Origin of the sequence: Rhizobium sp. P32RR-XVIII (genome assembly GCF_012641395.1) — a bacterium.
In the GTDB taxonomy this organism is placed as follows: domain Bacteria; phylum Pseudomonadota; class Alphaproteobacteria; order Rhizobiales; family Rhizobiaceae; genus Rhizobium.
The window spans coordinates 386,734-413,280 of sequence record NZ_JABAIH010000002.1 but is presented as its reverse complement, the minus strand read 5'-3'; the positions used below and the strand labels follow the sequence as shown (position 1 = coordinate 413,280).

The 26,547-nt window shown below is 59.9% G+C and carries 30 protein-coding genes and 1 pseudogene; 12 read left to right on the top strand and 19 right to left on the bottom strand.

Features of this window, described 5'->3' with window-relative positions; translation table 11 throughout:
- Nucleotides 1–112 precede the first annotated feature (112 nt).
- Both HGP14_RS07045 and HGP14_RS07040 read left to right on the top strand, forming a co-directional pair.
- On the top strand, nucleotides 113–460 hold the full coding sequence (locus tag HGP14_RS07045) for a response regulator (protein WP_168829607.1): 348 nt from the start codon (nucleotides 113–115) through the stop codon (nucleotides 458–460).
- 49 nt (nucleotides 461–509) lie between these two features.
- Nucleotides 510–1,574 carry a class I SAM-dependent methyltransferase gene (locus HGP14_RS07040; protein ID WP_246704376.1) on the top strand — a complete coding sequence of 355 codons (1,065 nt, stop codon included), beginning with the start codon at nucleotides 510–512 and terminating at the stop codon, nucleotides 1,572–1,574.
- 24 nt (nucleotides 1,575–1,598) lie between these two features.
- On the opposite strand, the gene HGP14_RS07035 is transcribed toward HGP14_RS07040, so the two are convergent.
- From HGP14_RS07035 to HGP14_RS07010, 6 genes and pseudogenes are all read right to left on the bottom strand, one after another.
- Entirely contained in the window at nucleotides 1,599–2,135 is a 537-nt protein-coding gene (locus HGP14_RS07035) for a MerR family transcriptional regulator (protein WP_168829145.1), read from the bottom strand.
- 182 nt (nucleotides 2,136–2,317) lie between these two features.
- Entirely contained in the window at nucleotides 2,318–2,656 is a 339-nt protein-coding gene (locus tag HGP14_RS07030) for an integration host factor subunit alpha (protein ID WP_168829144.1), read from the bottom strand.
- Between the two features lie 110 nt (nucleotides 2,657–2,766).
- Entirely contained in the window at nucleotides 2,767–3,738 is a 972-nt protein-coding gene (locus tag HGP14_RS07025; RefSeq protein ID WP_168829143.1) for a beta-ketoacyl-ACP synthase III, read from the bottom strand.
- Between the two features lie 19 nt (nucleotides 3,739–3,757).
- The gene (gene plsX, locus HGP14_RS07020) at nucleotides 3,758–4,804 is read right to left on the bottom strand and encodes a phosphate acyltransferase PlsX (RefSeq protein ID WP_168829142.1); all 1,047 of its coding nucleotides are present in this window, start codon (nucleotides 4,802–4,804) and stop codon (nucleotides 3,758–3,760) included.
- A 104-nt stretch (nucleotides 4,805–4,908) separates the two neighbouring features.
- Nucleotides 4,909–5,463, bottom strand: a complete 555-nt coding sequence (locus HGP14_RS07015; protein ID WP_168829141.1) for a DUF177 domain-containing protein — start codon at nucleotides 5,461–5,463, stop codon at nucleotides 4,909–4,911.
- A 10-nt stretch (nucleotides 5,464–5,473) separates the two neighbouring features.
- A pseudogene (locus HGP14_RS07010) lies at nucleotides 5,474–6,066 on the bottom strand (ubiquinol-cytochrome C chaperone family protein).
- A gap of 187 nt (nucleotides 6,067–6,253) precedes the next feature.
- On the opposite strand from HGP14_RS07010, the gene HGP14_RS07005 reads away from it, so the two are divergent.
- Nucleotides 6,254–6,781: an outer membrane protein assembly factor BamE gene (locus tag HGP14_RS07005; RefSeq protein ID WP_168829140.1), complete on the top strand. Its 528-nt coding sequence runs from the start codon at nucleotides 6,254–6,256 to the stop codon at nucleotides 6,779–6,781.
- A gap of 68 nt (nucleotides 6,782–6,849) precedes the next feature.
- On the opposite strand, the gene HGP14_RS07000 is transcribed toward HGP14_RS07005, so the two are convergent.
- The 3 genes from HGP14_RS07000 to HGP14_RS06990 all read right to left on the bottom strand — a co-directional run bounded on the left by HGP14_RS07000 (nucleotide 6,850) and on the right by HGP14_RS06990 (nucleotide 10,119).
- Nucleotides 6,850–8,985 (bottom strand): sodium-translocating pyrophosphatase, encoded by a 2,136-nt coding sequence (locus tag HGP14_RS07000; RefSeq protein WP_168829139.1) that lies wholly within the window; start codon nucleotides 8,983–8,985, stop codon nucleotides 6,850–6,852.
- Nucleotides 8,986–9,178: 193 nt separating this feature from the next.
- On the bottom strand, nucleotides 9,179–9,661 hold the full coding sequence (gene nusB, locus HGP14_RS06995; RefSeq protein ID WP_168829138.1) for a transcription antitermination factor NusB: 483 nt from the start codon (nucleotides 9,659–9,661) through the stop codon (nucleotides 9,179–9,181).
- Nucleotides 9,658–10,119, bottom strand: coding sequence for a 6,7-dimethyl-8-ribityllumazine synthase (locus HGP14_RS06990; protein ID WP_168829137.1), 462 nt, complete (start codon nucleotides 10,117–10,119; stop codon nucleotides 9,658–9,660). Before HGP14_RS06990 ends, nusB begins: the two co-directional genes overlap by 4 nt.
- Nucleotides 10,120–10,452: 333 nt before the next feature.
- On the opposite strand from HGP14_RS06990, the gene HGP14_RS06985 reads away from it, so the two are divergent.
- The 3 genes from HGP14_RS06985 to HGP14_RS06975 all read left to right on the top strand — a co-directional run bounded on the left by HGP14_RS06985 (nucleotide 10,453) and on the right by HGP14_RS06975 (nucleotide 11,989).
- A complete protein-coding gene (locus HGP14_RS06985; RefSeq protein ID WP_168829136.1) occupies nucleotides 10,453–10,812 on the top strand; it encodes a hypothetical protein in 360 nt (119 codons plus the stop codon).
- Between the two features lie 112 nt (nucleotides 10,813–10,924).
- Entirely contained in the window at nucleotides 10,925–11,428 is a 504-nt protein-coding gene (locus tag HGP14_RS06980) for a cupin domain-containing protein (RefSeq protein ID WP_168829135.1), read from the top strand.
- Between the two features lie 27 nt (nucleotides 11,429–11,455).
- Nucleotides 11,456–11,989, top strand: a complete 534-nt coding sequence (locus HGP14_RS06975; RefSeq protein ID WP_168829134.1) for a GNAT family N-acetyltransferase — start codon at nucleotides 11,456–11,458, stop codon at nucleotides 11,987–11,989.
- Here HGP14_RS06975 and HGP14_RS06970 read toward each other — a convergent pair.
- The 8 genes from HGP14_RS06970 to HGP14_RS06935 form a co-directional block, all read right to left on the bottom strand.
- Nucleotides 11,952–12,572: a riboflavin synthase gene (locus HGP14_RS06970; RefSeq protein ID WP_168829133.1), complete on the bottom strand. Its 621-nt coding sequence runs from the start codon at nucleotides 12,570–12,572 to the stop codon at nucleotides 11,952–11,954. The two genes, HGP14_RS06975 and HGP14_RS06970, sit on opposite strands and share 38 nt — an antisense overlap.
- Nucleotides 12,572–13,654: a bifunctional diaminohydroxyphosphoribosylaminopyrimidine deaminase/5-amino-6-(5-phosphoribosylamino)uracil reductase RibD gene (gene ribD / locus HGP14_RS06965; RefSeq protein ID WP_168829132.1), complete on the bottom strand. Its 1,083-nt coding sequence runs from the start codon at nucleotides 13,652–13,654 to the stop codon at nucleotides 12,572–12,574. The genes HGP14_RS06970 and ribD overlap by 1 nt, the downstream gene beginning before the upstream one ends.
- Nucleotides 13,655–13,657: 3 nt before the next feature.
- Nucleotides 13,658–14,134, bottom strand: coding sequence for a transcriptional regulator NrdR (nrdR, locus tag HGP14_RS06960; RefSeq protein ID WP_022714748.1), 477 nt, complete (start codon nucleotides 14,132–14,134; stop codon nucleotides 13,658–13,660).
- Between the two features lie 9 nt (nucleotides 14,135–14,143).
- A complete protein-coding gene (gene glyA / locus HGP14_RS06955; protein WP_168829131.1) occupies nucleotides 14,144–15,442 on the bottom strand; it encodes a serine hydroxymethyltransferase in 1,299 nt (432 codons plus the stop codon).
- Between the two features lie 165 nt (nucleotides 15,443–15,607).
- Nucleotides 15,608–16,912 carry a murein L,D-transpeptidase gene (locus HGP14_RS06950; protein ID WP_168829130.1) on the bottom strand — a complete coding sequence of 435 codons (1,305 nt, stop codon included), beginning with the start codon at nucleotides 16,910–16,912 and terminating at the stop codon, nucleotides 15,608–15,610.
- A 412-nt stretch (nucleotides 16,913–17,324) separates the two neighbouring features.
- The gene (locus HGP14_RS06945) at nucleotides 17,325–18,167 is read right to left on the bottom strand and encodes a glycosyl transferase (protein WP_168829129.1); all 843 of its coding nucleotides are present in this window, start codon (nucleotides 18,165–18,167) and stop codon (nucleotides 17,325–17,327) included.
- 182 nt (nucleotides 18,168–18,349) lie between these two features.
- Entirely contained in the window at nucleotides 18,350–18,865 is a 516-nt protein-coding gene (gene ldtR, locus HGP14_RS06940) for a transcriptional regulator LdtR (RefSeq protein ID WP_168829128.1), read from the bottom strand.
- 131 nt (nucleotides 18,866–18,996) lie between these two features.
- Entirely contained in the window at nucleotides 18,997–19,434 is a 438-nt protein-coding gene (locus tag HGP14_RS06935) for a DUF6163 family protein (RefSeq protein ID WP_168829127.1), read from the bottom strand.
- A 126-nt stretch (nucleotides 19,435–19,560) separates the two neighbouring features.
- Between HGP14_RS06935 and hemB the strand changes: the two genes are divergently transcribed.
- The 6 genes from hemB to HGP14_RS06905 all read left to right on the top strand — a co-directional run bounded on the left by hemB (nucleotide 19,561) and on the right by HGP14_RS06905 (nucleotide 23,605).
- Nucleotides 19,561–20,574, top strand: a complete 1,014-nt coding sequence (gene hemB, locus HGP14_RS06930) for a porphobilinogen synthase (protein WP_168829126.1) — start codon at nucleotides 19,561–19,563, stop codon at nucleotides 20,572–20,574.
- A gap of 70 nt (nucleotides 20,575–20,644) precedes the next feature.
- Nucleotides 20,645–21,103 (top strand): RDD family protein, encoded by a 459-nt coding sequence (locus HGP14_RS06925; RefSeq protein WP_168829125.1) that lies wholly within the window; start codon nucleotides 20,645–20,647, stop codon nucleotides 21,101–21,103.
- Between the two features lie 169 nt (nucleotides 21,104–21,272).
- Nucleotides 21,273–22,049 carry an arginyltransferase gene (locus tag HGP14_RS06920; RefSeq protein ID WP_168829124.1) on the top strand — a complete coding sequence of 259 codons (777 nt, stop codon included), beginning with the start codon at nucleotides 21,273–21,275 and terminating at the stop codon, nucleotides 22,047–22,049.
- A complete protein-coding gene (locus HGP14_RS06915) occupies nucleotides 22,050–22,934 on the top strand; it encodes a DMT family transporter (RefSeq protein ID WP_168829123.1) in 885 nt (294 codons plus the stop codon).
- Nucleotides 22,935–22,994: 60 nt separating this feature from the next.
- The gene (locus HGP14_RS06910) at nucleotides 22,995–23,216 is read left to right on the top strand and encodes an AbrB/MazE/SpoVT family DNA-binding domain-containing protein (RefSeq protein ID WP_168829122.1); all 222 of its coding nucleotides are present in this window, start codon (nucleotides 22,995–22,997) and stop codon (nucleotides 23,214–23,216) included.
- Complete coding sequence (locus HGP14_RS06905) at nucleotides 23,216–23,605, top strand: type II toxin-antitoxin system death-on-curing family toxin (RefSeq protein ID WP_168829121.1); 390 nt, start codon at nucleotides 23,216–23,218, stop codon at nucleotides 23,603–23,605. The genes HGP14_RS06910 and HGP14_RS06905 overlap by 1 nt, the downstream gene beginning before the upstream one ends.
- Here the strand turns inward: HGP14_RS06905 and HGP14_RS06900 are convergent.
- Together HGP14_RS06900 and parC are read right to left on the bottom strand one after the other, a co-directional pair.
- Nucleotides 23,594–24,049 carry an SRPBCC domain-containing protein gene (locus tag HGP14_RS06900; RefSeq protein ID WP_168829120.1) on the bottom strand — a complete coding sequence of 152 codons (456 nt, stop codon included), beginning with the start codon at nucleotides 24,047–24,049 and terminating at the stop codon, nucleotides 23,594–23,596. The genes HGP14_RS06905 and HGP14_RS06900 overlap by 12 nt on opposite strands.
- Nucleotides 24,050–24,203: 154 nt before the next feature.
- The gene (gene parC, locus HGP14_RS06895) at nucleotides 24,204–26,459 is read right to left on the bottom strand and encodes a DNA topoisomerase IV subunit A (protein WP_168829119.1); all 2,256 of its coding nucleotides are present in this window, start codon (nucleotides 26,457–26,459) and stop codon (nucleotides 24,204–24,206) included.
- Nucleotides 26,460–26,547 lie beyond the last annotated feature (88 nt).

Genomic DNA, 26,547 nt, shown 5'->3' with positions numbered 1-26,547 from the left:
TCGAGGCGGCAATACGGGTTTTCTTCATCATTACGAATTCCATCTTGACGACACCCGCTCGCCCGGCAGAATATCGGTTCGACCACCTGGAGGAACACGGGTGCTGAGGGTCATCAAGGACATATTCATCGTCGAGGACGATGCGCTGATCGCGATGCTTCTCGAAGATATGCTCGGCGATATCGGATATCGCGTATCGGCAACCGCGGGCGATCTCGACCAGGCGCTGGCGAAAGCCGAGACCACAGAATTCGACGCAGCTATTCTCGACCTGTCGCTTGCAGGGCGGAGTTCGCTTCCGGTCGCAAAGCGGCTTGATCTCAGGGGAAAGCCCTATGTGTTTGCGACTGGCTATGGGGAACCGCCCGAAGGCATCGACGAGCGGACGCGCCCCATCGTTAAGAAGCCCTTTCAACTGTCTGATCTGCAGCAGGCACTGAGGAGCCTCGCTGGCGCTTGACGCCTGCAAGGCGTTCGCGAGCTTCCGCTATGCCACGCGAGGCGATGACATGCCAAACGATCCAACGCGATCTCATCTGGTGGCGATGAAAGGAGACGGCTTCTATAACCGTCATTCCGCGATGCAGGCGACTGGCATTGCCGCACTTCTTTCATTATGGGAAACCGCGTGCCGGACGGTAGTCGTTGGCGAAGGTCCCCTGACCATCGTTGATTACGGTTCCTCGCAAGGCCGCAATTCGATGGCCCCCATGCGCGTTGCGATTAAGACGCTGCGGTTCCGATCCGGCCCATCCGTGCCAATCGAAGTCGTCCATACGGACCTTCCATCGAATGATTTTTCGGCCCTGTTCGAAGCGCTTGTGTCAGAGCCGGGCAGCTATATGAACGACGCTTCTGATGTCTTTCCTTCCGCGATCGGCAGGTCGTATTTCGAGCAATTGCTCTCGCCTCAGCGCGTGCATCTTGGCTGGACAACCTGGGCATTGCAGTGGATGAGTGCCACCACGATAGAAGCGCCTGACCATATTCTCGCTGGAATGAGTGCCACGCCGACTGTGGTCTCTGCAGTGAAAGAGCAACAGGCAAGAGATTGGGAACGCTTCCTGACGCTGCGGTCGCGGGAAATGCGGCCTGGCGCTAAACTCTTAGCGGGGTTTACGGCCCGCACGGCGACCGTCACCGGCTGGGAATGGCTGCTCGGCGAGCTGTGGTCGGCTGTATGCGACATGAGGACGGATGGCCGGCTTTCGGAACGAGAGCAGAATCATCTCACGATACCGATTGGTCTTCGAACATTGGAAGAGATTCAGCAGCCGTTTATACAAGCTGAAAATTTCGCTGACCTTGAACTCGAGCATCTTGATCTCGTCAAACTCACCGATCCTTGTTGGGAGCAATTCGAAAGAAGTGGTGATGCATTGGCCTTCGCCAAGCATCACGGAGACATGACGCAAGCTTGGTGCGGGCCGATGATCGCCAGCTTGATTGAGCCGTCTCGCGAACAAGCCGCCTTGGTGACTGAGCTGTTTACCCGCTTTGAGCGTCGACTGTCTGAATGTCCCAGGCCCCATGAACCCTACATGGCCGCCGTGGTGTTGTCCAAACGAGCATAGCCGGATTCGCTCGGGCTTTGTCGCCTACCGGACCTGATCGAGAAGGCGCTTACATTCCAGGAGATCGTAAAGCGCCTCCTGAAGCAGCGCTCTATCCTCCTTGCCGACGCTCGACTTGCCGATCGAGACGTCGGCTTGATCATCGTCGCCGCTGACGAAGTTGAAGAAACGGCGCGTAATCGGTGCCTTTGCGCGCCCGACCAGCTGATCCTCATCTGCAACGCTGACGCGCGGCTCGCTCGAACCGCCATCCTTGGGGCCTGTCGCCAGTGCCTCGACGCTGGCGAGATCGCCTTGCGCAACAGCCACGACGAACTTGTTGCCGTTGGTCTTCAAGAGCTTCTGAACGCCCTTGATCGTGTAGCCGTGGTCATAAAGAAGATGCCGTATTCCCTTCAGAAGATCGACATCTTCCGGCCGGTAATAGCGGCGTCCGCCGCCTCGTTTCATCGGTTTTATCTGGGGAAAGCGGGTTTCCCAGAAACGGAGAACATGTTGCGGAAGATCAAGGTCGTCCGCAACCTCGCTGATTGTTCGGAAAGCATCGGGGCTCTTGTCCAACGTCGTACTCCCTACACCATCTAGCGTGGCGGTCGAAACCGCGACTCATCATATTTCAACGGTTTGAGGCGTCGAATTCAAGTCACGTCTTCGCGCAGCCCACAGATCGGAAGGCGAAACCGAAGAAAAAGATAGGGAGATATCAATCAGAGATAAGGAGGGCCAGCTCTTCGTCGGCGGCCTTACATGGCGGGATTTGCAGGCTTCTGCTTGATCTTCCGCATCGCGTGCGCCTTGAGAATGCGCGTTTTGAGGACATTCGAGGCCTTGAAGGTCATCACGCGGCGCGGCGAAATCGGAACCTCTTCGCCGGTCTTGGGATTTCGGCCGATGCGCTCGTTCTTGTCGCGGACCTGAAAGGTAGCGAACGAGGAAAGCTTGACGGTCTCGCCACGTACGATGGCGTTGCAGATTTCATCGAGCACGGTCTCTACGAGTTCAGCCGACTCGGTACGGGAGAGACCGACCTTCCGGAATACCGATTCCGCCAGGTCTGCTCGCGTCACTGTCTTTCCGGTCATGGTTTCCCCGCCACATTCTACAAATCTTTTATGAAAGTGAGCAAAGACTATTGTTCTTGCGTGTTACGGTCAAGCTCTTGTTCGTCGCCACTTTTTCGGATTTGTTACCGCTACCAGCGTAGGAGCATTGCCCCCCAGGTGAAGCCACCACCCATCGCCTCCAGCATCACAAGGTCGCCCTTTTTGATGCGCCCGTCGCCGGCCGCAGTGGCAAGCGCAAGCGGAATGGAAGCGGCGGACGTATTGCCATGCAGATCGACCGTCACCACCACCTTTTCGGGAGCGATGTTCAGCTTTTTGGCGGAGCCATCAATGATGCGGCGGTTCGCCTGATGAGGTACGAGCCAGTCCAGATCATCGGCCGTCGTGCCCGTTGATTCGAAGGCAGCCTGGATCACATCGGTGATCATGCCCACGGCATATTTGAAGACTTCGCGGCCTTCCATGCGCAGCTTGCCGACCGTGCCGGTGCTGGATGGACCGCCATCGACGTAAAGCTTCTCCTTATGGGATCCATCGGAACGAAGGTGCGCCGTCAGGACACCGCGGTCGGAAGTGCTGCCCTGCCCTTCAGCGGCTTCGAGCACGATCGCTCCGGCGCCGTCGCCGAAAAGAACACAGGTAGTACGATCGTTCCAGTCAAGGATACGCGAGAAGGTCTCGGCGCCGATCACGAGGGCGCGTTTAGCGAGGCCGCCACGGATATAAGCATCGGCCGTCGTCACCGCATAAACGAAGCCGGTGCAGACCGCCTGAACGTCGAATGCAAAGCCGTGGTGCATGCCGAGACGGTTCTGGATATTGACTGCCGTCGCCGGGAAGGTGTTGTCGGGCGTCGAGGTCGCACAGATGATGAGATCGATGTCAGCGGGCGTCAGGCCGGCATTGTCGAGTGCCGCGCGGGCGGCCTGCTCACCCAGCGAGGAGGTGGTTTCGCCCTCGCCGGCGATATATCTCTGGCGGATGCCCGTGCGCTGGACGATCCATTCGTCCGAAGTGTCAACGACATCTTCCATTTCGCGATTGGTCATTACGCGCTTCGGAAGTGCGGCTCCGAACCCGCGAACCACTGAACGGATCATTCTGCTTAAGTCCTATCGTTCATGCCGCTTCCGGCCCCTTCGGGGGCAAAGGCTTGGCATGATACCTCTTGAGATCGTTTTCTATTTTCTGATTGAGGCCATTCTTGGCCATGTCATAGCCGACTTCGATGGCAGCAGCGATACCATCGGCATTGGCGCCGCCATGGCTCTTGATGACGATGCCATTGAGGCCGAGGAACACGCCGCCATTGACCTTGCTGGGGTCCATCTTTTCGCGAAGCATGTCGAAAGCAGCCTTGGCGAAGAGATACCCGATCTTGGCAAGCAGCGTGCGCGTCATCGCCGCGCGCAGATATTCGCCGATCTGCTTTGCCGTACCTTCGGCCGCCTTCAAGGCGATATTGCCTGAAAAGCCCTCCGTGACGACGACATCGACGGTACCCTTGCCGATGTCATTGCCTTCGACGAAACCGGAATATTCGAGCGAATCGATGTTGGCCTCGCGAAGCAGCCGGCCCGCCTCCTTGACCTCTTCCTGGCCCTTCATTTCTTCGACGCCGACATTGAGCAGGCCGATCGTCGGGCGTTCGAGCTCGAACAGGGCGCGGGCCATGGCGCCGCCCATCAGGGCGAAATCCATGAGCTGCTGAGAATCGGCGCCGATCGTGGCGCCGACATCGAGAACGATGCTTTCCCCCCGCAGCGTCGGCCAGATCGCCGCAATCGCAGGGCGCTCGATATTGGCCATCGTGCGCAGACAGAACTTCGCCATCGCCATGAGCGCGCCGGTGTTGCCTGCCGAAACGGCTACATCGGCCTCGCCCGTCTTAACGGCTTCGATGGTACGCCACATCGTGGAAATATAGCGGCCGCGACGCAGCGCCTGGCTCGGCTTCTCGTCCATGCGGACGGCGAGCTCGCAATCGTGAAAAACGGAGTGTTCGCGGACTTTCGGAAACTTGGCAAGAACCGGATCACACTGCTCTTTCAGTCCGTAGAAGACGAATGAGATATCCGGATGCCTTTCCAGCGCCTTGGCGGCACCTGGGATGACAACCTCGGGACCGAAGTCGCCACCCATGAGGTCGAGAGATATTCTGATCACGCGTCCCTGATCCTTGATTCTTCCGCCGCGGGGCGAAAATTTCGGCCAAAATACCGGTTTTCCTGTCGCTTACAACTGAATTGTATCAAATACCCAACGGGTCTTCAGTCCTTCTTCCAGTCCTTGAGCGCTGCAAAGGCGGAGGGCTTTTTGTCGTTTTCGCCGGTATCCTCGATATGATCGGCGAACTCAATACCCTCTTTGCGTGGATAGGAATCGATCGCGAGCGCGGCGAATTCCGTGACCACTTCGCCTGCGTCGATCGTATCCCCGGTGAAGGTCTCGGGCAGATCCGGTCCGTCGGGATCGAGAACCATTTCGCCAGCGTCGTTGGCCGGGTGCCGGGCAAGTTTCGACGTCTCGGGTACGAAGATCTGTTCGAACTGCTCGTCGATCGAGGACGGCACGGGGTCGAGGGTGACGATGCACGCTTGAACGATCTTTGCCTGCACCCTGCCCTTGACGCGGATGCCGTCTTTTTTCCAGCGATTGATCTGGAGGTCGGCACGCAAATCATCGACGGAAAGAACGTCCCAGGCCTTCGCAAGCGCCTTCAACTCTTTCTGGTCCGCCTCGACGTGCACCTCGACGGGATTTGCGGAGATATGGCCGACCTTGACGAGGTAGGAAAACGGAATGTCGTCGTTGCGCTGTCTCATAGCTTCCTCCTTACGCTGCCTGCGGCAGCGTCGCCGAGCCCGTCGAGATCTTGTCCTCCGACTGAGCCGACAGATCGGCTTCGGCATCGAACATCCAGCTGGCAAGCGCCGTCATATCCTGCATGTCGGCAGTTGCCCCTGGGTGGATATTGCGCTGGAGAGCCACCGCAAGCGCCGCACGGTCGCCGGCATCCAATGCCGCCGAGTAGGACTCAAGCCGGCCGTAGAACATGCCGGCAAGCTTCTTCATCCGCTTCGGCACGCCCACGTCACCGATGCCAAGTTCGCGGATCGAATGGTCAATATCCTGAAAGAAGGCGTCCACGATCTCCTGAGCGATTTCCTGGCCGCTGGTCCCGGAGGAACGCGTGCGCCGGAAAAAAAGGATCATCACCAGAGACAGCATCTCGAAACGACCCATCACGGTGTCTGGGACATTCATGCCCTCATAGAATTGCGGCATGCGCGCTGCTGCGGTCAGCGTCGAGTACTACCGATCGATGATTGCCTGATTGCTGTTCTTCTTACGAAAAAGCCCGAAGATCATAGTTTCTTCCGGAAAAGCCTTATTCTTCACGCGCCGTAGCGCGGGCCGTGTTGCATGATTTCGAAAGCTGGTTTACCGAAGCAAGCGCGAATTGCAATGCCGAAGGTGACCACTTTCGGAACAGTGTCCTTGTAGGTTGGATCCTGGGGAATGGGAAAATTCGACCCCGGAAAGGCCACAAAGATTTTGCATCAGCGGTGATTGCAGGGCTCGAAGCTGCCTATCGATACTTAAAGGGAGTAAATGTCGTTGAAGAGACGGTATTTCAAGTATGACATGAAATTCTTCAGCAGCGCAGCCATTGCCATCATCATTTCCGCAGCAGGTCTTACCAGCTGCGAGAGCACCGGCACCGTCCTCAACGGCGGCTATGTCGTCGACCAGGAGTCCCTCAATCTCGTTCCCGAAGGTTCGAGCCGCGAACAGGTGCTCCTGTCGCTTGGCACGCCTTCGACCACGGCAACGTTCGACAGCGAGGTCTTCTATTATATTTCACAGAAGCGCACCCGTTCCGTCGCCTTCCAAAAGTTGAAGGTCGTGGATCAGAGCGTGCTTGCGATCTATTTCGACAAGGACGGCGTCGTGACACGGCGGGCGAACTACACCCTTCAGGACGGCAAGGTGTTTGATACGATTTCGCGCGTGACCCCGACGGGCGGCCGCGAGCTGAGCTTCCTTCAGCAGGTTCTGGCCGGCGGCGCCGGCAGCGCAGCCAAGAGCTTGTTCGGAACGCCCTCGGGCAATCCGGCGAACCCGGCAAGTATCCAGTAGGATCGAAACCCAAAAAGAAACCCGCCGGATCGCTCCGGCGGGTTTCTTTATTGTACCTTTCTGTTCGATCAGGCCAGCACGGCCAGCAGCAGCAAGGCGACGATATTGGTGATCTTGATCGCGGGATTGACGGCCGGCCCAGCGGTATCCTTGTAAGGATCGCCGACCGTATCGCCGGTAACGGATGCCTTGTGCGCATCCGAACCCTTCATATGGCGAACGCCGTTCTTATCGACGAAGCCGTCCTCGAAGGACTTCTTGGCGTTGTCCCATGCGCCGCCGCCCGAGGTCATCGAAATGGCGACGAAGAGGCCATTGATGATCACCCCGAGCAGCGATGCGCCAAGCGCCGCAAACGCCGAAGCCTTGGAGCCGGAGATCAGCAGGACGCCGAAATAGACAACGATCGGAGCCAGGACCGGCAGCAGCGAGGGGATAATCATCTCGCGGATCGCGGCTTTTGTCAGCAGATCCACCGCCTTGCCGTAGTCCGGCTTTTCGGTGCCCTGCATGATGCCTGGCTTCGTCTTGAACTGAAGACGCACTTCCTCGACGATCGCGCCGGCGGCGCGGCCGACCGCCGTCATCGCGATGCCACCGAAAAGGTAAGGAATAAGGCCACCGAAGAGCAGCCCCGCCACGACATAGGGATTCGACAGCTCAAAGGAGATCGTGCCGATATTCGCGAAGTACGGATATTGGTCGCCGTGCTGGGCGAAATACTGCAGGTCGTTCGCATAGGCTGCAAAAAGCACCAGCGCGCCGAGACCGGCAGAGCCGATCGCATAGCCTTTGGTCACGGCCTTCGTCGTGTTACCGACGGCGTCCAGCGCGTCCGTCGACTTGCGGACCTCCGGCGGCAGGTGAGACATTTCGGCGATGCCGCCGGCATTGTCGGTCACTGGGCCGAAGGCATCGAGCGCCACGATCATGCCGGCAAGTCCGAGCATGGCAGTGACAGCGATGCCGGTCCCGAAGAGGCCGCCCAGCTGGTAGGTCGCGATAATGCCACCGACGATGACGATTGCGGGCAGCGCTGTCGATTCCAGGGAGACAGCGAGGCCCTGAATGACATTGGTTCCGTGTCCGGTCACCGAGGCCTGCGCGATGGAATTGACCGGGCGCTTGTTGGTGCCGGTGTAATATTCGGTGATGACGACGATAAGTGCTGTCACCACGAGGCCGACCAAACCGCAGACGAAGAGGTTCGTGCCCGTGACTTCGGCACCGCCGACCTGACCGAGCGAACCCCATCCCACCGTCAGGGACGTTGCCAAACCAAGCCCAATGATCGACAGCAGGCCGGTGACCACCAGGCCCTTGTAAAGGGCGCCCATGATCGAGCCGTTGCTGCCGAGCTTGACGAAGAAGGTGCCGATGATCGAGGTGATGATGCAGGCGCCGCAGATTGCCAGCGGGTAGATCATCGCCGACTGCAGGATCGGTGCGCCGGCAAAGAAGATCGAGGCGAGAACCATGGTCGCGACGACAGAGACGGCGTAAGTCTCGAAAAGGTCGGCTGCCATGCCCGCGCAGTCGCCGACGTTATCGCCGACGTTATCTGCGATCGTTGCCGGATTGCGCGGATCGTCCTCGGGAATACCAGCCTCTACCTTGCCAACCAGGTCGCCGCCGACATCCGCACCCTTGGTGAAGATCCCGCCGCCGAGGCGGGCGAAGATCGAGATCAGCGACGCGCCGAAGCCGAGCGCGACGAGAGCGTCGATGACTTCGCGAGAACCGCTTTCGTGGCCGAGCAGGACGGTCAGGATGAAATAGTAGATGGACACGCCGAGCAACGCCAAGCCGGCAACGAGCATGCCGGTGATCGCTCCGGATTTGAAGGCGATGTCGAGGCCAGCGGAAAGGCTATGCGAGGCGGCCTGCGCCGTGCGCACATTTGCCCGGACGGACACGTGCATGCCGATAAAGCCGGCAGCACCTGAAAGAACGGCGCCGATCAGAAATCCGATGGCCGCCGTGCCGGAAAGAAGCAGCCAAGCTGCAATGAAAACAACGATACCGACGATCGCAATCGCTTTGTACTGGCGCATCAGATAAGCCTGCGCGCCCTCGCGGATATAGCCCGCGATTTCCTGCATGCGGCTGTTCCCCTGATCGGCGGCCAGCACCGACCGGGTTGCCCAGATGGCATAGGCCACCGAGAGCAGACCGCATATTATTACACTTATAAGAATGGTCATTCGCTCCTCCTCCCAATGCGCCGAAAACTCCTCCGCTCGGCGCGAGCGCAGCCGAATCGTCTTCTCTCCACTAAAACGGTCTAGCTTTGCGTCCGGAGATTGCGTGGCAGAAAACAGGACGTCAAGACCGCCAAGGGCGAAAACCCTTGCAGTGCAGCAGAAACAGGGAAATGGTGCGCTAGTGGACGGAAGGTTACTTCTTCGCCTCGCCGCGCACCTGCTTGGCGATGCGGTCGAGCACGGCGTTGACGAGCTTCGGCTCGTCATCTTCGAAGAAGGCCCGGGCGATCTCGACATATTCCGTGACGATCACAGCCACCGGCACGTCCTTGCGGTCGAGAAGTTCGAAGACCCCGGCGCGCAGGATGGCGCGCACGGTGCTGTCCAGGCGCGAAAGCGCCCAGTCGTCCTGGAGAGCGGAGGCAATCAGCGGATCAAGGCGCAGTTGCTCGCGCACGACGCCGGAGACGATGGAACGAAACCAGGCGGGATCGGCCTTGAGATAGGTTTCGCCGTCGATTTCCTGGCCGAGGCGATGCGCCTCGTATTCGGCGACAATCTCCAGAACACCGGCTCCGCCGACATCCATCTGATAGAGCGCCTGAACGGCAGCCAGCCGCGCAGCCCCGCGCTGGTTCGCCGTCTTCACCTGACGCTCCGGGTTTTCATTGCTCATTCGTATGCACCCAATTTCTTCTTCAGCTCGATCATCGTGAGAGCTGCGCGAGCGGCAAATCCGCCCTTGTCCTTATCCGAGCGGCGGGCGCGCACCCAAGCCTGCTCATCGTTTTCGACCGTCAGGATACCGTTGCCGATGGCCAGCGACTCGCTGACAGCGAGATCCATCAGTGCCCGGGAGGATTCGTTCGACACGATCTCGAAGTGATAGGTCTCGCCGCGGATAACCATACCAAGCGCGACATAGCCATCATAGTGCGTGCCGCCATTATCCGCGCCATCGAGCGCCATGGCGATCGTCGCCGGAATTTCCAGGGCACCGGGAACGGTCACGACCTCATAGGTCGCGCCAGCCTCTTTCAAAGCGAAGGTGGCACCCTCCAGAAGTGCGTCTGCCATGTCGTCGTAGAAGCGGGCTTCGACGATCAAAATATGGGGAGCGTTGTCTCGCGCCATGCATCACCTTCGGTTTTTGAGGACTTTGCCACTCGGCAGGCCGCGGTCAAAACACGCCTGCCGATGAATGGCAAGTAAATTCGGATCATGGCTGAAATGCAAATACGGAAATCGCTGCAACAGGATAGCAGATATGCGGGGCCACCCCTCGCGGCGAGCCCTGCCGAACGCCTTGAAAGGGGCAAATCAAGGGCAGCTAAAATGAATAATTTGTAATTATGTTTCAGTATGTTAGCCCATTGATTTCGCACGTCAGCTGACCCAATTCAAAATGCGTAACGCAGACGATCCCTGCATGACAGGCGACCGCCGCAGCTGATGAAAGGATACATCATGAACCGCGTTGCTAAAATCGCCATCGCTTCCGCCCTCTCCTCGCTCGCGCTTGCCGGCGTCAGCCGTGCTGAAAGCCTTGGCATGAACACCACAGGCGGCATCGACCAAACGCTGCGCAATTTCCACGGCACGGACTTTACCGTCCAGCAGTTCTACGCCTGGAACGGTGAGAACCCCGACGTAGAAGGTCCGCGCTCTGCTCCGCCGCGCTCGGCATACGATGTTCGCCGAATCCAGGCCTCGATCTATGCCAACCGAATGCTGACCCGTGAGCTCGCCAGTAAAGGGGTGAACGTCCATGATGTCGTCAACGCCGAACAGGCGGCGAACGGCAGCATCACGTTCTATACCAGCTGATCGAAAAGAGGCGGCGCAGTTCGCCGCGCCGCCTCTTTCAACAATTCTTCCGAAGCCTATTGAAATTCAACTCGGATTGGTGGTCTCCTGACCCTCGTAAAGGGGAGAAGACATGCCACGGGACATCAAACCGGTTCTCAATGTTGCCGATCTGACGCTCGAGCGCTGGACACAGGGCGCCCTCTATGAAAGCGCCGATGCTTCGTTCGGCCGCCTGCTCGGTCTTTCCAATCTCGGGATCTGCTACAACGAGGTGCCGCCCGGCAAATCGAGCTGTCCGTTCCACAATCACCATGTCGAGGATGAATTGTTCTTCGTGATTGAGGGAACAGGCGAATATCGCTTCGGCAGCGAACGTTACCCAATCAGGAAGGGCGACACGCTCGGCGCACCGGCTGGGGGCAAGGAAACGGCGCATCAAATCCTTAACACCGGTGCCACGACGCTGATCTATCTCGGCATTTCGACGATGGCAAAGACGGAGATCGTCGAGTACCCCGACTCCGGGAAATTTCTTGCCAAAACAAATCATGAGGAAGCGCAGTCCGGCCGCTTCCGCTTCATCGGACGGGCGGAAAGCGATCTCGACTATTGGGACGGCGAACCCGGCGCGTGAAATGGCGTTTTTCAGAGAACGATAGTCATGGTCAACATTCCCACCATCGAAACGCAGCGATTGATTCTGCGCGCCCATCGCCTCGAAGATTTCGATGATTATGTGGGCCTGTGGAGCGATGAAGCCGTCGTCCGCTTCATCAGCGGCATCCCCTCGACGCGCGAGCAAACCTGGGCGAGGCTGATACGCAGCGCCGGCATGTGGCATTTCATGGGCTTCGGCTTTCTCGCAATCGAAGAGAAGGAAACGGGCCGGCTTATCGGCGAAGCGGGCTTCCACGAGGTGCGGCGGGACATGAAACCGTCCCTCGAAGGCACGCTGGAGACCGGCTGGGTGCTGCTGCCGTCCGCGCATGGGCGCGGCTACGCCACCGAAGCCTTGAAAGCATTGCTTCGATGGGCTGAAGAAAATTTTCCCGGCAAGGCCGTGACCTGCATCATCAGCCCCGACAATGCGCGATCACTTCGCGTTGCCGAGAAACTCGGCTTTCGCGAGGTGGCGCGTTCCGACTATCACGGCGAAATCATTCTGCTTTCGCGGACGGGAACTCAGCCAGCCTAGCCGCATAGCGCGCCATCGTATCGACCTCGAAATTGACGAAATCGCCGGCCTTGCGCTCGCCCCAGGTCGTGACCTCAAGCGTGTGGCGGATCAACAGGACATCAAAATCGGCGCCGTCGACCGCATTGACGGTCAGCGACGTGCCATCGAGCGCTATCGAGCCCTTCGGCGCCACGAATTTGGCGAGATGCTCCGGCGCGCGCAGCCGGTAGCGCGTGGCGTCGCCTTCAGCGGTCACCGAGACGATTTCGGCTTTACCATCGACATGCCCGGAAACGATGTGGCCGCCCAGCTCGTCACCGATCTTCAGAGAGCGTTCGAGATTGACGCGCGTCCCCTCCTTCCAGGTCGCGATGGTCGTGAGCCGAAGCGCCTCCTCCCAAGCCTCGACCTCGAACCAGCGGCCGTTGCTGCCTTCGTCCGGCAGGCCGGTCACGGTCAGGCACACGCCCGAATGCGAAATCGACGCCCCCATATCGATGGTCGCCGGATCGTAAGCGGTGGCCACGCGGAGCTTCACGCCCTCGTTCATGGGGGAAACGGATTCGATCGTGCCGACGTCGGTGACAATTCCGGTGAACATCAAAGCTCTCTTTCGTATTCGTCCAGGCGGTCTTCGCCGAAAATAAACGTGCCTCTATGAGCAAAACCCGATGGCATGTCTGTCTTCTGCAGCGGCGATTCAATACCTCCCTCGCCGATCGTTCCCGGACCTTGATAAAGCTGGATGCGATCGACCAGCCCGGCGTCGAGGAAAAGCCGCGCCGTCTTCGCTCCGCCTTCCACGAGCAGCGAGGAGATACCGCGCGAGGCGAGTGCAGGTAGCAGCACCTCGGGATGGTAAGGATCGCAGGGAAGTATCTCGACGCCAGCAGACCGCAAGGGTTCGGCGCGAGCCTCGTCCATCTCTGGCCTCGCAACCACGATGACCGGCACGTCTCGCGCGGAGTTGACCAGTTTGCTGGTGAGCGGCAGCTCCAGCGCCGGATCAAGCACGGTGCGGATCGGCGATTGCGATTCGAGGCCGGGCGTGCGCACTGTCAGCAGCGGGTCGTCGGCGATTGCAGTACCAATGCCTACGAGGATGGCATCGGTTTCGGCACGCAGTGAATGAACCTGCGCACGGGCGGCCGGTCCGGTGATCGCAACCTGTCCTCCGCCTTCCCGCCCGATCATCCCGTCAGCCGAAATGGCAAGCTTAAGAGTGACATAGGGGCGGTTCTTTGTCTGCCGCGTGAGGTAGCCGGCAAGCGCACGGCGGCCCTCCTCCTCCAGCAGGCCGGCATCAACCTCGATGCCCGCAGCGCGGAGCAGCGCGATGCCGCGGCCGGAAACGCGTGGATCGGGATCGGTGACGGCAATGACGACGCGGGCGACGCCGTAGGCAATCAGGGCCTCCGCGCAGGGCGGTGTCTTGCCGTGGTGCGAGCAAGGCTCGAGTGTCACATAGGCGGTGGCGCCGCGGGCAAGCTCGGCTGCGTCAGCGAGCGCTTGCGGCTCCGCATGCGGGCGGCCACCCAGCGCGGTAACGCCGCGGCCGACGATCACGCCATCGCGAACGATCAGGCAGCCGACGGAAGGGTTCGTCGAGGTCAGGCCGGTATGCCAGCGGGAGAGCCGGATTGCCGCTGCCATGAAACGCTCGTCGTGCGGCCCGACGCCCATGGCTCAGGTCTCCAGCGTGTCGCGGCTGATCTTCGCGTTGATCTCGGAGATGACCTTTTCGAAATCCTCGGCATGCGAGAAATCCCGATAGACCGACGCATAGCGAACGAAGCCGACGTCGTCGAGGCTTTTGAGGGCCTCGAGCACCTGAAGGCCGATGGCCTCGGAACTGATTTCGACCTCACCGGAGCTTTCGAGGCGCCGGACGATGCCGGACACGGCGCGCTCGATGCGGTCGCGGTCGACCGGGCGCTTGCGCAGTGCGATCTCGAAGGACCGTACCAGCTTGTCGCGGTCGAACGGCACCTTGCGTCCGGTCTTCTTGACGACCATCAGCTCGCGCAATTGCACGCGCTCGAAGGTGGTGAAACGGCCCCCGCAATCGGGACAGATACGCCTGCGGCGGATGGACGTGTTGTCCTCCGCCGGGCGTGAATCCTTGACCTGGGTGTCTTCCGATCCGCAGAATGGGCAGCGCATGCGCTACTCTCAGCCGATGTAATCGTACATTGGGAAGCGGCCGGTCAGTTGGGTGACCTTGCCACGGACAGCGGCTTCCACAGCGGCATTCCCCTCGTCGGAATTGGCGACCTTCAGGCCGTCAAGAACCTCGACGATGAGATTGCCGATTTCCTTGAATTCCGCTTCCTTGAAGCCGCGCGTGGTGCCGGCCGGAGCGCCGAGACGCACACCCGAGGTGACGAAGGGCTTCTCCGGATCGAACGGGATGCCGTTCTTGTTGCAGGTGATGTAGGCGCGGCCGAGGGCTGCTTCGGCGCGCTTGCCGGTCGCGTTCTTCTTGCGAAGGTCGACGAGCATCAGGTGGTTGTCCGTGCCGCCGGAAACGACGTCGAGGCCGCCTGCGATCAGGGTTTCGGCCAGCGCCTTGGCATTCTTAACGATCTGGGCCGCGTAATCCTTGAATTCAGGCTGCAGCGCTTCACTGAAGGCAACGGCCTTGGCGGCAATGATGTGCATCAGCGGACCGCCCTGGAGACCCGGGAAGACGGCCGAGTTGAACTTCTTCGCCAGATCTTCGTCATTCGTCAGGATCACACCACCGCGCGGGCCGCGGAGCGACTTGTGGGTCGTCGTCGTCGCGACATGGCAGTGCGGGAACGGCGACGGATGCTGGTCACCGGCGACGAGACCGGCGATGTGGGCCATGTCAACCATCAGGTAGGCACCGACGGAGTCGGCGATCTCGCGGAAACGCTTCCAGTCCCAGATACGGGAGTACGCGGTGCCGCCGGCGATGATGAGCTTCGGCTTGTGCTCTTCCGCCTTGCGGGCGACTTCGTCCATATCGAGCAGGTTGTCGCCCTCGCGGACGCCGTAGGATACGACGTTGAACCACTTGCCGGACATGTTGACCGGCGAACCATGCGTCAGGTGACCGCCCGAGTTGAGGTCGAGGCCCATGAACGTGTCGCCCGGCTGCAGCAGCGCCAGGAAGACCGCCTGGTTCATCTGCGAACCGGAATTCGGCTGGACGTTCGCGAAATTGACGCCGAAGAGCTTCTTGGCACGTTCGATCGCCAGTTCTTCAGCGATATCGACGAACTGGCAGCCGCCGTAGTAGCGCTTGCCCGGATAGCCTTCCGCATACTTGTTCGTCATGATGGAGCCCTGGGCTTCCAGCACCGCGCGGGAAACGATGTTTTCCGAGGCGATCAGCTCAATCTCATGCCGCTGGCGGCCGAGTTCCTTCTGGATCGCGCCGAAGATTTCCGGATCGGTATCGGCAAGCGAACGATTGAAGAAGGTTTCGGTAGAAGCATTTGTCATCGGCGGGCTCCTCAACTGGAATGCGCGAAGCTTTAGCGTTCCGCCCTGCCAAGAGCAATACGAAGAACGACATTTGCTAGGCAAAGAGCGCGAGGTGGCAACCGCCGAACAAAAAACCGCGCTCGAAGGCGCGGTTCTCAGAAGACTGCGGTACAGCCGCCTATCTTATTGTACCGGCTGCTCCATACCCTGGGTCGTGTCGAGGGCGAGTTCGTCGTTGCCGTCGAGATGATAGATATCGTCGCGGAACTGAACGATGCCGTCCGGCATGCCCCAGGCGGAGATATAGACGAAATAGACCGGCACTTCCTCGGCAAGCGTGATCGGCGTGTTGACGCGGCTTGCGATGACCTGTTCCATCTGCTGACGCGACCAGCCGGGGGTTTCGCGCAACAGCCAGTTCGAAAGGTCGCGAACGTTCTGAACGCGGACGCAGCCCGAGCTATCGAAGCGCATCAGCTTGTTGAACAGGCCCTGCTCCGGCGTGTCGTGCATGTACTCGTTGTTCGGGTTATGGAAATTGATCTTCGTGGAGGCCATGGCATTGTTCTTGCCAGGGTCCTGACGGAACATCAGGTTCGGAGCCTTTTCAGCGTTCCAATCGATCGTTTCCGGCGCCACTTCGTTGCCCTTGCCGTCCAAGAGACGAATGTTGTTGCGCTCGAGATAGGTCGGGTCCTTACGCATCAGCGGCACGATGTCCTTCTCGATGATCGAGCGCGGTGCCGTCCAGTAAGGATTGAGGATGACCTCGTAGATCTTCGAGTTGATGATGTGCGTGGGGCGGGTGATACGGCCGACGATGGCCGCATGACGCGTCGCCACGCTGCCGTCCTCGACTGCCTCGACATAGGCGGCGGGAATGTTGACCATGACGTGGCGGCGGCCGAGATCTTCCGGGAAGGTCTGCATGCGGATCAGGTTGGTATTCAGCTGCTGCAGGCGCACCTCGACAGGAATATTCAACGCCTTCAGGGTGAATTCGCCAATGACGCCGTCGGCAGGCAAGCCATGACGGGCCTGGAAGCGCTTGACCGCGCCATCAACATAGGAGTCGAAGGCGGAAGACATGCCGGCTTCCTGCGGAAGGTCGCCGGTAATGGCCAGGCGCTGGCGCAGGGCCTGGACAGAAGGATCCGTCACGCCGAGCTGCAGACGCTGCTCGCCGGGATTGACCTGAGGCCAGCCGCCGGCCGAGGCGATCTGCTGATACTGCATAATCCCCTGCTGGATGCTCGGAACCGCCTGCGGGCTGAGGATCGGCGTATTGGAAACAACAGCGGCCGCCGTACGCGATGCCGCCTTGGCGTCGAACTGGTCGTCCCAATCGCCGCGGCGCGGTGCGTTGATCAGCGCATCAAGCGCCGACTGCGCGAAAGCCGGGGCGGCGATTGCGCTGGCGCCGACGGTTGCCGCAGACGCTAGAAAAGCGCGGCGCGAGAGAGCTTCAATACCATTCTTCTTCGACATATTCCCAACCACTGAATGCCGCAGCCTGAAAGGAAAACCGCGGGTTTGCGATTCACTGCGCCGCAACGCAGTCCAGTATCATTCCGTTTTTTTGGCACGTCACCATTTTTACGCCTCCGGACATCACAAGATTGCGAGCCGGAAGCGCGGACTACCTTGAATTACTGTGCCGGAAAGCGCCGCTTACGGTGCATTCCGCTCTCACACCAATATGGCCGATTCGTGTCGCATGACGCCCCGTATTGACAAACGCCGGCAGGTGAGCAGCACAGACGAAGCCATATCGATCCTCGAACCGTGCTGGTCAATAGCGGCTAAAAAGCGGCCTGGATACGGGCGACAACGCTTGGCTGCGATGCGTTGCAAAGATGACACGCAAGCGCGAAAGGCGCGAGCGCCCTTCCCTGCCGGCTCACTCGCGCCAGTGTTCGCCTACCCACGGCGTGGGGCGGATATAGTGGCGCAGGTAGCGGAACAACGGCCGCTTCTTCCGCCTGTCGGGGTCGAACATGCCGAGGATATGTTCGAGCGGCGTCGCCGCGCGTCCCCTCGGGCCGAACTGTCCCTCGACCGCAAATTGCGGATGAAAGCCGCGGGGGAACAGCACCACCCGCGCATCGGCCGGCAGGCGCGGCGTCAGGAAATAGTTCAGCGGCATCGGCCAGCGGCAATCCTGCCGGAAGTGCAGGACCCAGCGGCGCGGGAAGAACTTCGGCCCGCCGGGAGCATTCCGGGTCACGAAGCGCTGCTCGAATTCGTATTCGTCGGCCACGCCCTGCGGGTTGGAGCGGAACTTCTCCTGCAGGGGAACGAGCTTGCCGACCGAGAAGCGGAACAGCGAGGTCTGCCCCAGCCGTTCGAAGGGCGTCGTCTGGTTGCGGGACATCACGACGTCGTCCGCGTCGCCGATCTCGAAGAAGCCGTCAAGCGAACCGACGGTCACCAGATCGAGATCCAGAAAGAGGACAGGCCCTTTGAGATTGCCGAGCTTCGGACCCCAGAGACGCGCCTTGGGCCATATGCCTTTGGTGTTAACCGGCATGTTCTCGACATCGAGCGGTGGCAGGTCCTCGCAGAGGATCTCCGGATTGAGGTCGTTGCGATTATCGGTAAAGCAGGTGAAGGTGAAAGGCGGCGTGATATTGCGCTTCACCATGGCGTAGAGCCGGTTGATGAAGGGCGGGCCGTATTTCGTCCCCCAACTGATGCAGATCACCTGCTTGACGCCGCCGCTTGCGGCCAGAACATTTGTCATTGTCTTCCGTCGTTTCCGTTCCGGGCGGCGGATATAAAGTCCTTATCGGCTCGATGTTCAAGCCGCCTGCGTAGAATATCCGCTTCCGTCGCCGTCATTCATGAAAACGGAAGGGGTGTTCGAGCCGCGCCCGAACACCCCTGCCGAAGCGATCATTCCCGAATGTACCTGCCGCCAGAGCCCTAGAGGCGGTACATGATGCTGTCGTTCCAGAAGCGGTCGAGGCGCTGCAGGAGCTTGTTCATCTGGGTGAACTCGTCGGTGCCGATGCCGCCAACCTTGTCGATCGAGGTGATGTGGCGCTCGTAGAGCCTGGCGACCGTTTCGGCGATCTCGGCGCCGGTGTCCGTCAGGCTGATGCGGACGGAGCGGCGGTCGATGCGCGAGCGCTGGTGATTGATGAAGCCAAGGTCGACAAGCTTCTTGACGTTGTAGGAAACGTTCGAGCCGAGATAATAACCACGCGAGCGCAGCTCGCCTGCGGTCAGCTCGGAATTGCCGATGTTGAAAAGGAGCAGAGCCTGGATAGCATTGACGTCGCTGCGGCCCTGACGGTCGAACTCGTCCTTGATGACATCCAGAAGACGGCGGTGAAGACGTTCAACCAGATGAAGGGATTCCATGTAAAGATCACGGATGTCCTGGTCCTGCTGGTCACGGAAGTTCGATGCCGCCTGCGGCTTGATTTTCGTATTCATGATGACTGCCTCACTGTTTTGTTTGGCGGTGTTGGTTTTCTTCCCGCCTTGAGTGAGACCCTATCGAATACAAATAAAATTCTACTTAAACTGCAGGCTTAACAGCACCTTACCGGAAACCCCGCGTTGTATCAGGGTAAATCAACGCTTACCTGGCGGCGGTGGCGGCGGTTTTCCAGCCAGAGCACAAGGCGGAAAACCAGGTAGAGAAGCGCAACCACGCCATGCAGCAGAACGATGAGTCTGTTGGCGCCGAAGGTCTCGGGCAGCATGCCGTACATCAGAATCTGTCCACCGGCTGCGAGCACCCAGAGAACAGGCCCCCACGAAACCGTTAGCCAGAGACCGAGCGCCGCGACGGGGAAGAGAACGGCAAGGCTGGTGGCCGCGACCTTCCACGGAAGGCTCAGCAGATCGAAGCGCCCTGCCCCGGCCAGCGAATAGCCAACGAGCATCGCCCAGTATTGCAGGCCGAGACAGAAGCAGGAGATCGCGACCAGCCTCAGGAAGAGGATGAAGAGAATGTCCGTCAGCGTCCGCTTCGGCATTGTCGGAGAATCATGTTCCATGGCGCAGACGTTAGGTTTCCGGTTGGGCCAGCGGCTTGTCACCCGCGGCCAATCGCCCGGTTTGGTTTTCCAGGCTGTCGTGATAATGAGCGCACCGAGAAATAGAATGGTCAGGGACCAAAGACAATGCAGGACAAGACCCATCTCGTCGACGAAATCACCGGACACCGCCGCATGCGGCGAAACCGCAAGGCGGATTGGACGCGCCGGCTGGTGCAGGAAAATCGTCTGACGGTGGACGACCTGATATGGCCGGTCTTCGTGGTTCCCGGCTCCGGCATCGTCGAGCCGATCCCGGCCATGCCTGGCGTCAACCGCATGAGCGTCGACAAGCTGGTCGAAGCGGCCAAGGAAGCGGCCGATCTCGGCGTACCGGCGATCGCGACCTTCCCTAACATCGAGATGGCGCTGCGCGACGAAACCGGCTCCAACAGCCTCGAAGCCAACAACCTCATCAACCAGGCGACGATCGCACTGAAGAAGCACGTGCCTGATATCGGCGTGATCACCGATGTCGCCCTCGACCCCTTCACCAGCCACGGGCATGACGGCATTCTGCGCGGCGGCGAGATCGCCAATGACGAGACGGTCGATCAGGTGGCACGCGCTGCCGTCATGCAGGCCGATGCCGGTTCCGACATCATCTCGCCCTCGGAAATGATGGACGGGCGGATCGGCGCCATCCGCCGGGCGCTCGACGCCGCAGGGCATCAGAATGTCGGCATCATGAGTTATGCGACGAAATTCGCATCGGCCTTTTATGGCCCCTATCGCGAGGCGATTTCCACCGGCGGCCTGTTGAAAGGCGACAAGAAGACCTATTACATCGACCCCGCCAACGGCACCGAGGCAATCCGCGACGCCGCTCTCGATGTCGAGGAAGGCGCCGACATGCTGATGGTCAAGCCTGGCCTGCCCTATCTCGACATCTGTTGGCGGATGAAGGAAGCTTTCGGTCTTCCGACCTTCGCCTATCAAGTTTCCGGCGAATACACCCAGATCAAGGCTGCGGCGATGAACGGCTGGATCGATGGTGAGCGGGTGATGATGGAAACGCTGCTGGCCTTCAAGCGCGCGGGCTGCGACGGGATCCTGACCTATTTCGCGATCGAGGTCGCCAGACAGCTCGCCAAGCGGTGAGTTCACACATTATTGTATCTCCGGCCGCCGATACCATATCTTTGGCATCGTTTTTCCGAAGGAGACCTCGATGAGCATTAACCCGAACCCGCTCTATGCTGCACCGGAGGACTGGCGCGCCTACAGCGGCACGCTCAGCCGCCGGGTTTTTGCATTCATTCTCGACTACATCATCGTCCTGCTGCTCTGCGTTCCTGCCGCAGTGGTGCTGTTTTTCCTATCCATCCTGACATTCGGCTTGGGCTTTCTGCTCTATCCGGCGCTCTTCGTGCTGGTTGCCGGTCTCTACTTCGGCCTGACGGTCGGCGGGCCAAGCCAGGCATCGCTAGGCATGCGCGCAATGGGTATCGCGATCGTCCGCGTCGATGGACGGCCGATGGATTTCCTGACAGCGATCGTGCATCTGGCGCTGTTCTGGATCCTGAACTCGGTACTGACGCCGCTCATTCTGCTTGCTGGTCTCTTCATCGAACGCAGCCGCCTGATCCACGACCTCCTCGTCGGGACGGTTACGGTACGCACCGCCTGAGAGCCGCGCAATATAGTCCGCCACCGGTCTTTGCTGTCCGGTTGGCGATGCCATATCAACAAGAATGGAAAACGGATAGCGAGGACAGTTTAGCCGCGCTGTTGACGTTTTTTATTCTTAGGTCATGCTGTTATAAGGAAGACAGCGCAAAGGGGCACCTTTCCGGCAGATGAATACGCAGGTCTCGCCATCACCGCAGTTTTATCTGACTGCTCCGGCTGCATGCCCGTATTTGCCGCATGAGATGGAGCGGAAGGTTTTCACACATCTCGTCGGCCCGCGTGCTGCCGAAATGAACGACATCCTCACGCAAGGCGGCTTCCGCCGTTCGCAGAACATCGCCTATCGTCCCGCCTGCGAAGCCTGCCGCGCCTGCGTCTCCGTGCGTATTCTCGCCCAGGAGTTCCAGCCGACAAAGTCGATGAAGCGCGTGCTGGCGGCCAATGCCGACATCATCGCCACCGAATTTCCGGCACAGCCGTCCAGCGAGCAATATTCTCTCTTCCGCCGCTATCTCGACTACCGCCACCAGCAAGGCGGCATGTCCGATATGACGGTGCTCGACTATGCGATCATGGTGGAAGATACGCATGTGAACACCAGGATCATTGAATACCGCAGACGGGAAGAAGGCTCGGGCCTCGAGGCCCGTCCGCGGGGCGAACTCTTGGCTGCCGCGCTGACCGATTCGATGAGCGACGGCCTCTCCATGGTCTATTCCTATTTCAATCCGCAATATGACAAGCGCTCGCTTGGCACCTTCATGATCCTCGACCACGTAAAACGGACGCAAGCGCTCGGTCTTCCACATGTCTATCTCGGCTACTGGGTTCAGGGATCGCGCAAAATGGACTACAAGACGCGCTTCCAGCCGCAGGAACACCTGACCCCGCGCGGCTGGGAACGTTTCGATCCCGCCTCGCTGTCCGAAAGTACGCACGACTAAATGTTTCTCCCTGCCCTTTCCGATCATCGGAAGGGCCTCGCCCTGACGGCCGTCGGCGGCTTGGCTCTTTCCATGGACATTCCGCTCGTGCGTCTTGCGCACGGAGACATGTGGTCGATCCTCGGCCTTCGCAGCATCGCCACAGTTCTGGTGGCTCTGCTTATCGTCGCAGCGATCCGGATTTTTCGCGGGAAATGGCCCGTCCTGATCCCCGGCCGGCACGGCATCGTTGCGGGATTGCTCTATGGCCTGTCGACGCTGACGTTCCTGCTGTCGGTCTTCAATACGGCAACGGCCAACGTCGTCTTCATCGTCGCCTTCAATCCGATGTTCGGCGCTCTGCTTTCCTGGATCTTCCTCAAGGAACGGCCGCCGGTTTCCACCTTGTTGACGATGGCTGCCATGATTTTCGGCGTCGGGCTGATCGTCCATGACGGCATATCGAGCGGCCACATCTTCGGCGATGCGATGGCCTTGCTCAGCGCCCTTATCCTTGCCTCCGCAATCACCGTCGGCCGCGCCTCGCGGCGCGACATGGGCTTCGTGCCGCTTCTTGCCGCAATCTTTCCGGCGATCCTCGGCTTCGGCATGGCCTTGCCTGCAGGCATTTCGGTTGCCCATCCTGCCTGGATCATCTTCAACGGCGCCATCGTGATGCCCGTGGCCTTCTGGTGCCTGGCAACAGGCCCGCGCTACCTCTCCGCGCCCGAGGTCGGCATGTTCTATCTGCTGGAAACCGTGCTCGCGCCGATCTGGATCTGGTTCATCTTCGCCGAAGCGCCGGCGACGATGACGCTCGTCGGTGGCTCGATTTTGATCGCGGCGATCATGATGCATTCGCTGTGGATGGCTCGCGGAAGCAGCCTTCGGCAGGCAACGCAATAGGCGCAGCTTGCTGCTTTTAGTCCTTCATGTTATAACTTCGTTATCACGAAGGATAAAGCAATGAACATCACCATCCGCAAGATCGGCAATTCCGAAGGCGTCATTATTCCGAAAGAGATGCTTGATCGCTTCGGTCTCAAGGCGGGCGACTCTATGGAGTTACGTGCGGAAAACGGCGGCTTCTATATGCAGCCGGTCGAAGAGGACATTTCCGAGGAGCTCGAAGCAGCCCGCTACTTCATGGAGAAATACAAAGTCGCGCTCAAGAAGCTCGCGGAATAATGGCAATCAAGTTTCTGAACCGGCGGCTCATCGAGCAGTTGCATGGAATGCAAATCGAGCGGTTTGGCGGCCTTGCCGGACTGCGCGACGAAGGTTCGCTAGAATCTGCCATCGCGCGCCCCATCAACAAGGCCAATTACGGCTGCGAGGACATCATCGAACTGGCAGCTGCTTGTATATTCGGTCTCGCGCGCAACCACGCCTTTCTCGACGGAAACAAGCGCATCGCGATTGTCGCATGCGGCGTTTTTCTTCTTCGGAACGGCTACGAAATCGAGACGACTAATGCGCGTCTTTATGAATTCGATCTCGCCATTGCAGCCGGCGAGATCGATGAAGAAGGCGCTACGCGTTTTCTGCGTGATTTCAGCGTGCCTTTAGCTGGCTAGGCGGTTCGTCTGCTCCAGCACGCGTTCCAGGCCGAGCATCACATTCTTCCAGCCCTGACGGGTTTTCTCTTCGAAGGATGCCCATTCTGCGCACATTTCGTGCGCCAGCGTCAGCCGACTGCCCTCTCCGAGCGGTTCGATCTTGATGTCGACGCGGTCGGCATTGTGGTCGTGCTCCTCGGCGGAAAAGCTGAAGGCTATGTGTCTCGGCCGGCGAAGCTCCAGGAATATCCCCGAATGACAGGCATCGCCAGTGAGGCGCCGGTCAACGATAAGGAAGCGCCCGCCGACACGGGGGTTGATTTCGGCGCGGACAACGTGCCCCTGCTCGGTGGCGAAAAGAAAGCGCTTGGCGACCTGCGGGTTAAGCCACGCGTCGTAGATGACCGAAGGCGGGGCATTGTAGGTATGGTCGACGTGCAGCTTGATGGTATTGCAAGACATTGATGCTCCTCCCTGTGGGGGCAGTGCTCGCAAAGCAATGCCCACGTCATTCCAGCCGCCTTCGGAATGAACCTATCCCTTTTTTTTGGTAACAGGGGTGAGATAGAGGATGCGATCCGCTCGCCAAGAGTGGATCGCCAATTTGTTATTGCAGTCAGCCGTTGAATTTGCCGCTACGCGGGAAGCCCTTGGGGACAGTGCGGCCCGCCGAAGCGCGGTCAGCCAGCCACTCGGTGAGCTCTTCCTTGTTTTTCGTGAATGTGCGGCCCGCGCTGTCTTCCCAGACGAGGCCCTCGGCAATCGCGAAGGACCGGACGTCGGAAATACCGCCGTCCTTGTAGCGCTGCAGGCGCACTCCCTTGCCGCGAGCCATCTCCGGCACCTGCGCCAGCGGGAAGACCAGCATCTTGCGGTTTTCGCCGACGACGGCGAGGTGATCGCCGCTGATGGGAACGACAAGCTTGGTCTCGTCAGGCATGGAAACATTCATGATCTGCTTGCCCTTGCGGGTGTTGGCGGCCATTTCCGATTCCGACACGACAAAGCCGTTGCCGGCGGTCGAGACGATCAGCTGCTTGCGCGCCGGGTCATGAACGAAGGCCGTCAGCACATCCTGGTCGTTATCCATGTCGACCATGATGCGTAGAGGCTCGCCGTGACCGCGCCCGCCGGGCAGCTTGTCGCCGCCGAGCGTAAAGACCTTGCCGCCGGTCGTGACGACAAGGATCTTGTCCGTCGTCTGCGCCGGGAAGGCTATCTTCAGCGCGTCGCCCTCCTTGAAGGTCAGGCTCGCAGTGTCGGAGATGTGGCCCTTCAGCGCACGGATCCATCCCTTTTCGGAGACCACGACGGTGATCGGCTCCTTCTCGATCATCGCATGCTGGATCGCCTGCTCGTCAGCCTCGGGCGCCTCGGCGAACTGCGTGCGGCGACGGCCGAGTTCGGTCGCCTTGGCGAACTTCTTCTTCACCTCGCCGATTTCCCAGGCAACTGTCTGCCACTGCTTCTCATCGGAGGCGAGCAGCGCCTCGATACCCGCCTTCTCCTTGGTCAGTTCATCGAACTCGGTGCGGATTTCGAACTCCTCGAGCCTGCGCAGAGAGCGCAGCCGCATATTGAGGATCGCCTCGACCTGATTGTCCGTCAGCCCCCAGCGCGCCACCATCACCGGCTTGGGCTCGTCCTCCTCGCGGATGATGCGGATCACCTCGTCGATGTTCAGATAAGCGATCAGCAAGCCGCCGAGGATTTCGAGGCGCCTGTCGATCGCCGCAAGGCGGAAGCGCGAACGACGCTGCAGCACTTCCCGGCGGTGATCGAGCCACTCCTTCAGCACCTCGTTCAGCGCCATGACGCGCGGGATGCGCCCCATGGACAGAACGTTCATGTTCAAGGGGAAGCGGCTCTCCAGCTCCGTCAGCTTGAACATCGATTCCATCAGGATCGTCGGATCGACGCTGCGGCTCTTCGGTACGAGAACGACGCGCACGTCCTCGGCCGACTCGTCGCGAATGTCCTCGAGCAGCGGCAGCTTGCGAGCAAGCAGCAGCTCGGCGATCTTTTCGATGAGCCGCGACTTCTGCACCTGGAAGGGAATTTCGGTGACGACGATCTGGTAGCCGCCACGGCCCAGATCCTCGATCTGCCATTTGGCGCGCACCCGGAAGCCGCCGCGCCCCGTGCGGTAGCTTTCGATGATGCTCTCTCTGCTGTCGATGATGATGCCGCCCGTCGGGAAGTCAGGCCCCGGAACGAACTCGACCAGCTTTTCGACGGTGGCATCGGGATGCTTGATCAGATGCAGCGCCGCATCGCAAAGCTCATGCGCGTTGTGCGAGGGAATGGAGGTCGCCATGCCGACGGCAATACCCGAGGAGCCGTTCGCCAAAAGGTTCGGGAAGGAGCCCGGCAGAACCGTCGGCTCCTGATCTTCCTCGTTGTAAGTCAGGCGGAAGTCGACGGCGTCCTGTTCGATGCCTTCGAGGAGCAGCGCCGTGACATCGGTCATGCGTGCTTCCGTATAGCGGTAGGCGGCGGCATTATCGCCGTCGATATTGCCGAAGTTGCCCTGCCCGTCGACGAGCGGATAACGCTGGGAGAAATCCTGCGCGAGACGCACCAGCGCGTCGTAGACAGACTGGTCGCCATGCGGGTGGAACTTACCGATGACGTCACCCACGATGCGGGCGCATTTCTTGAAGGCAGCGTTCGGCCGTATGCCCATCTCGCTCATGGCGTGGATGATGCGGCGGTGAACCGGCTTCAGACCATCGCGCACGTCCGGAAGCGCGCGGTGCATGATGGTCGAAAGTGCATAGGCCAAGTAACGCTCTTCCAGCGCGGCCTTCAGATCAACCGGTTGAATATTGTCGTCATCCCCGCCGGAGGGTGGCAAAATCTCTTGTCCCATAGGCCCTGCCTAGCCCAGAAGGCGCTTCACGGCAAGGAATCAAGGGGGCTGGCCTGTGGATGACGTAACGGAAGGCGAGCAAAAAAAG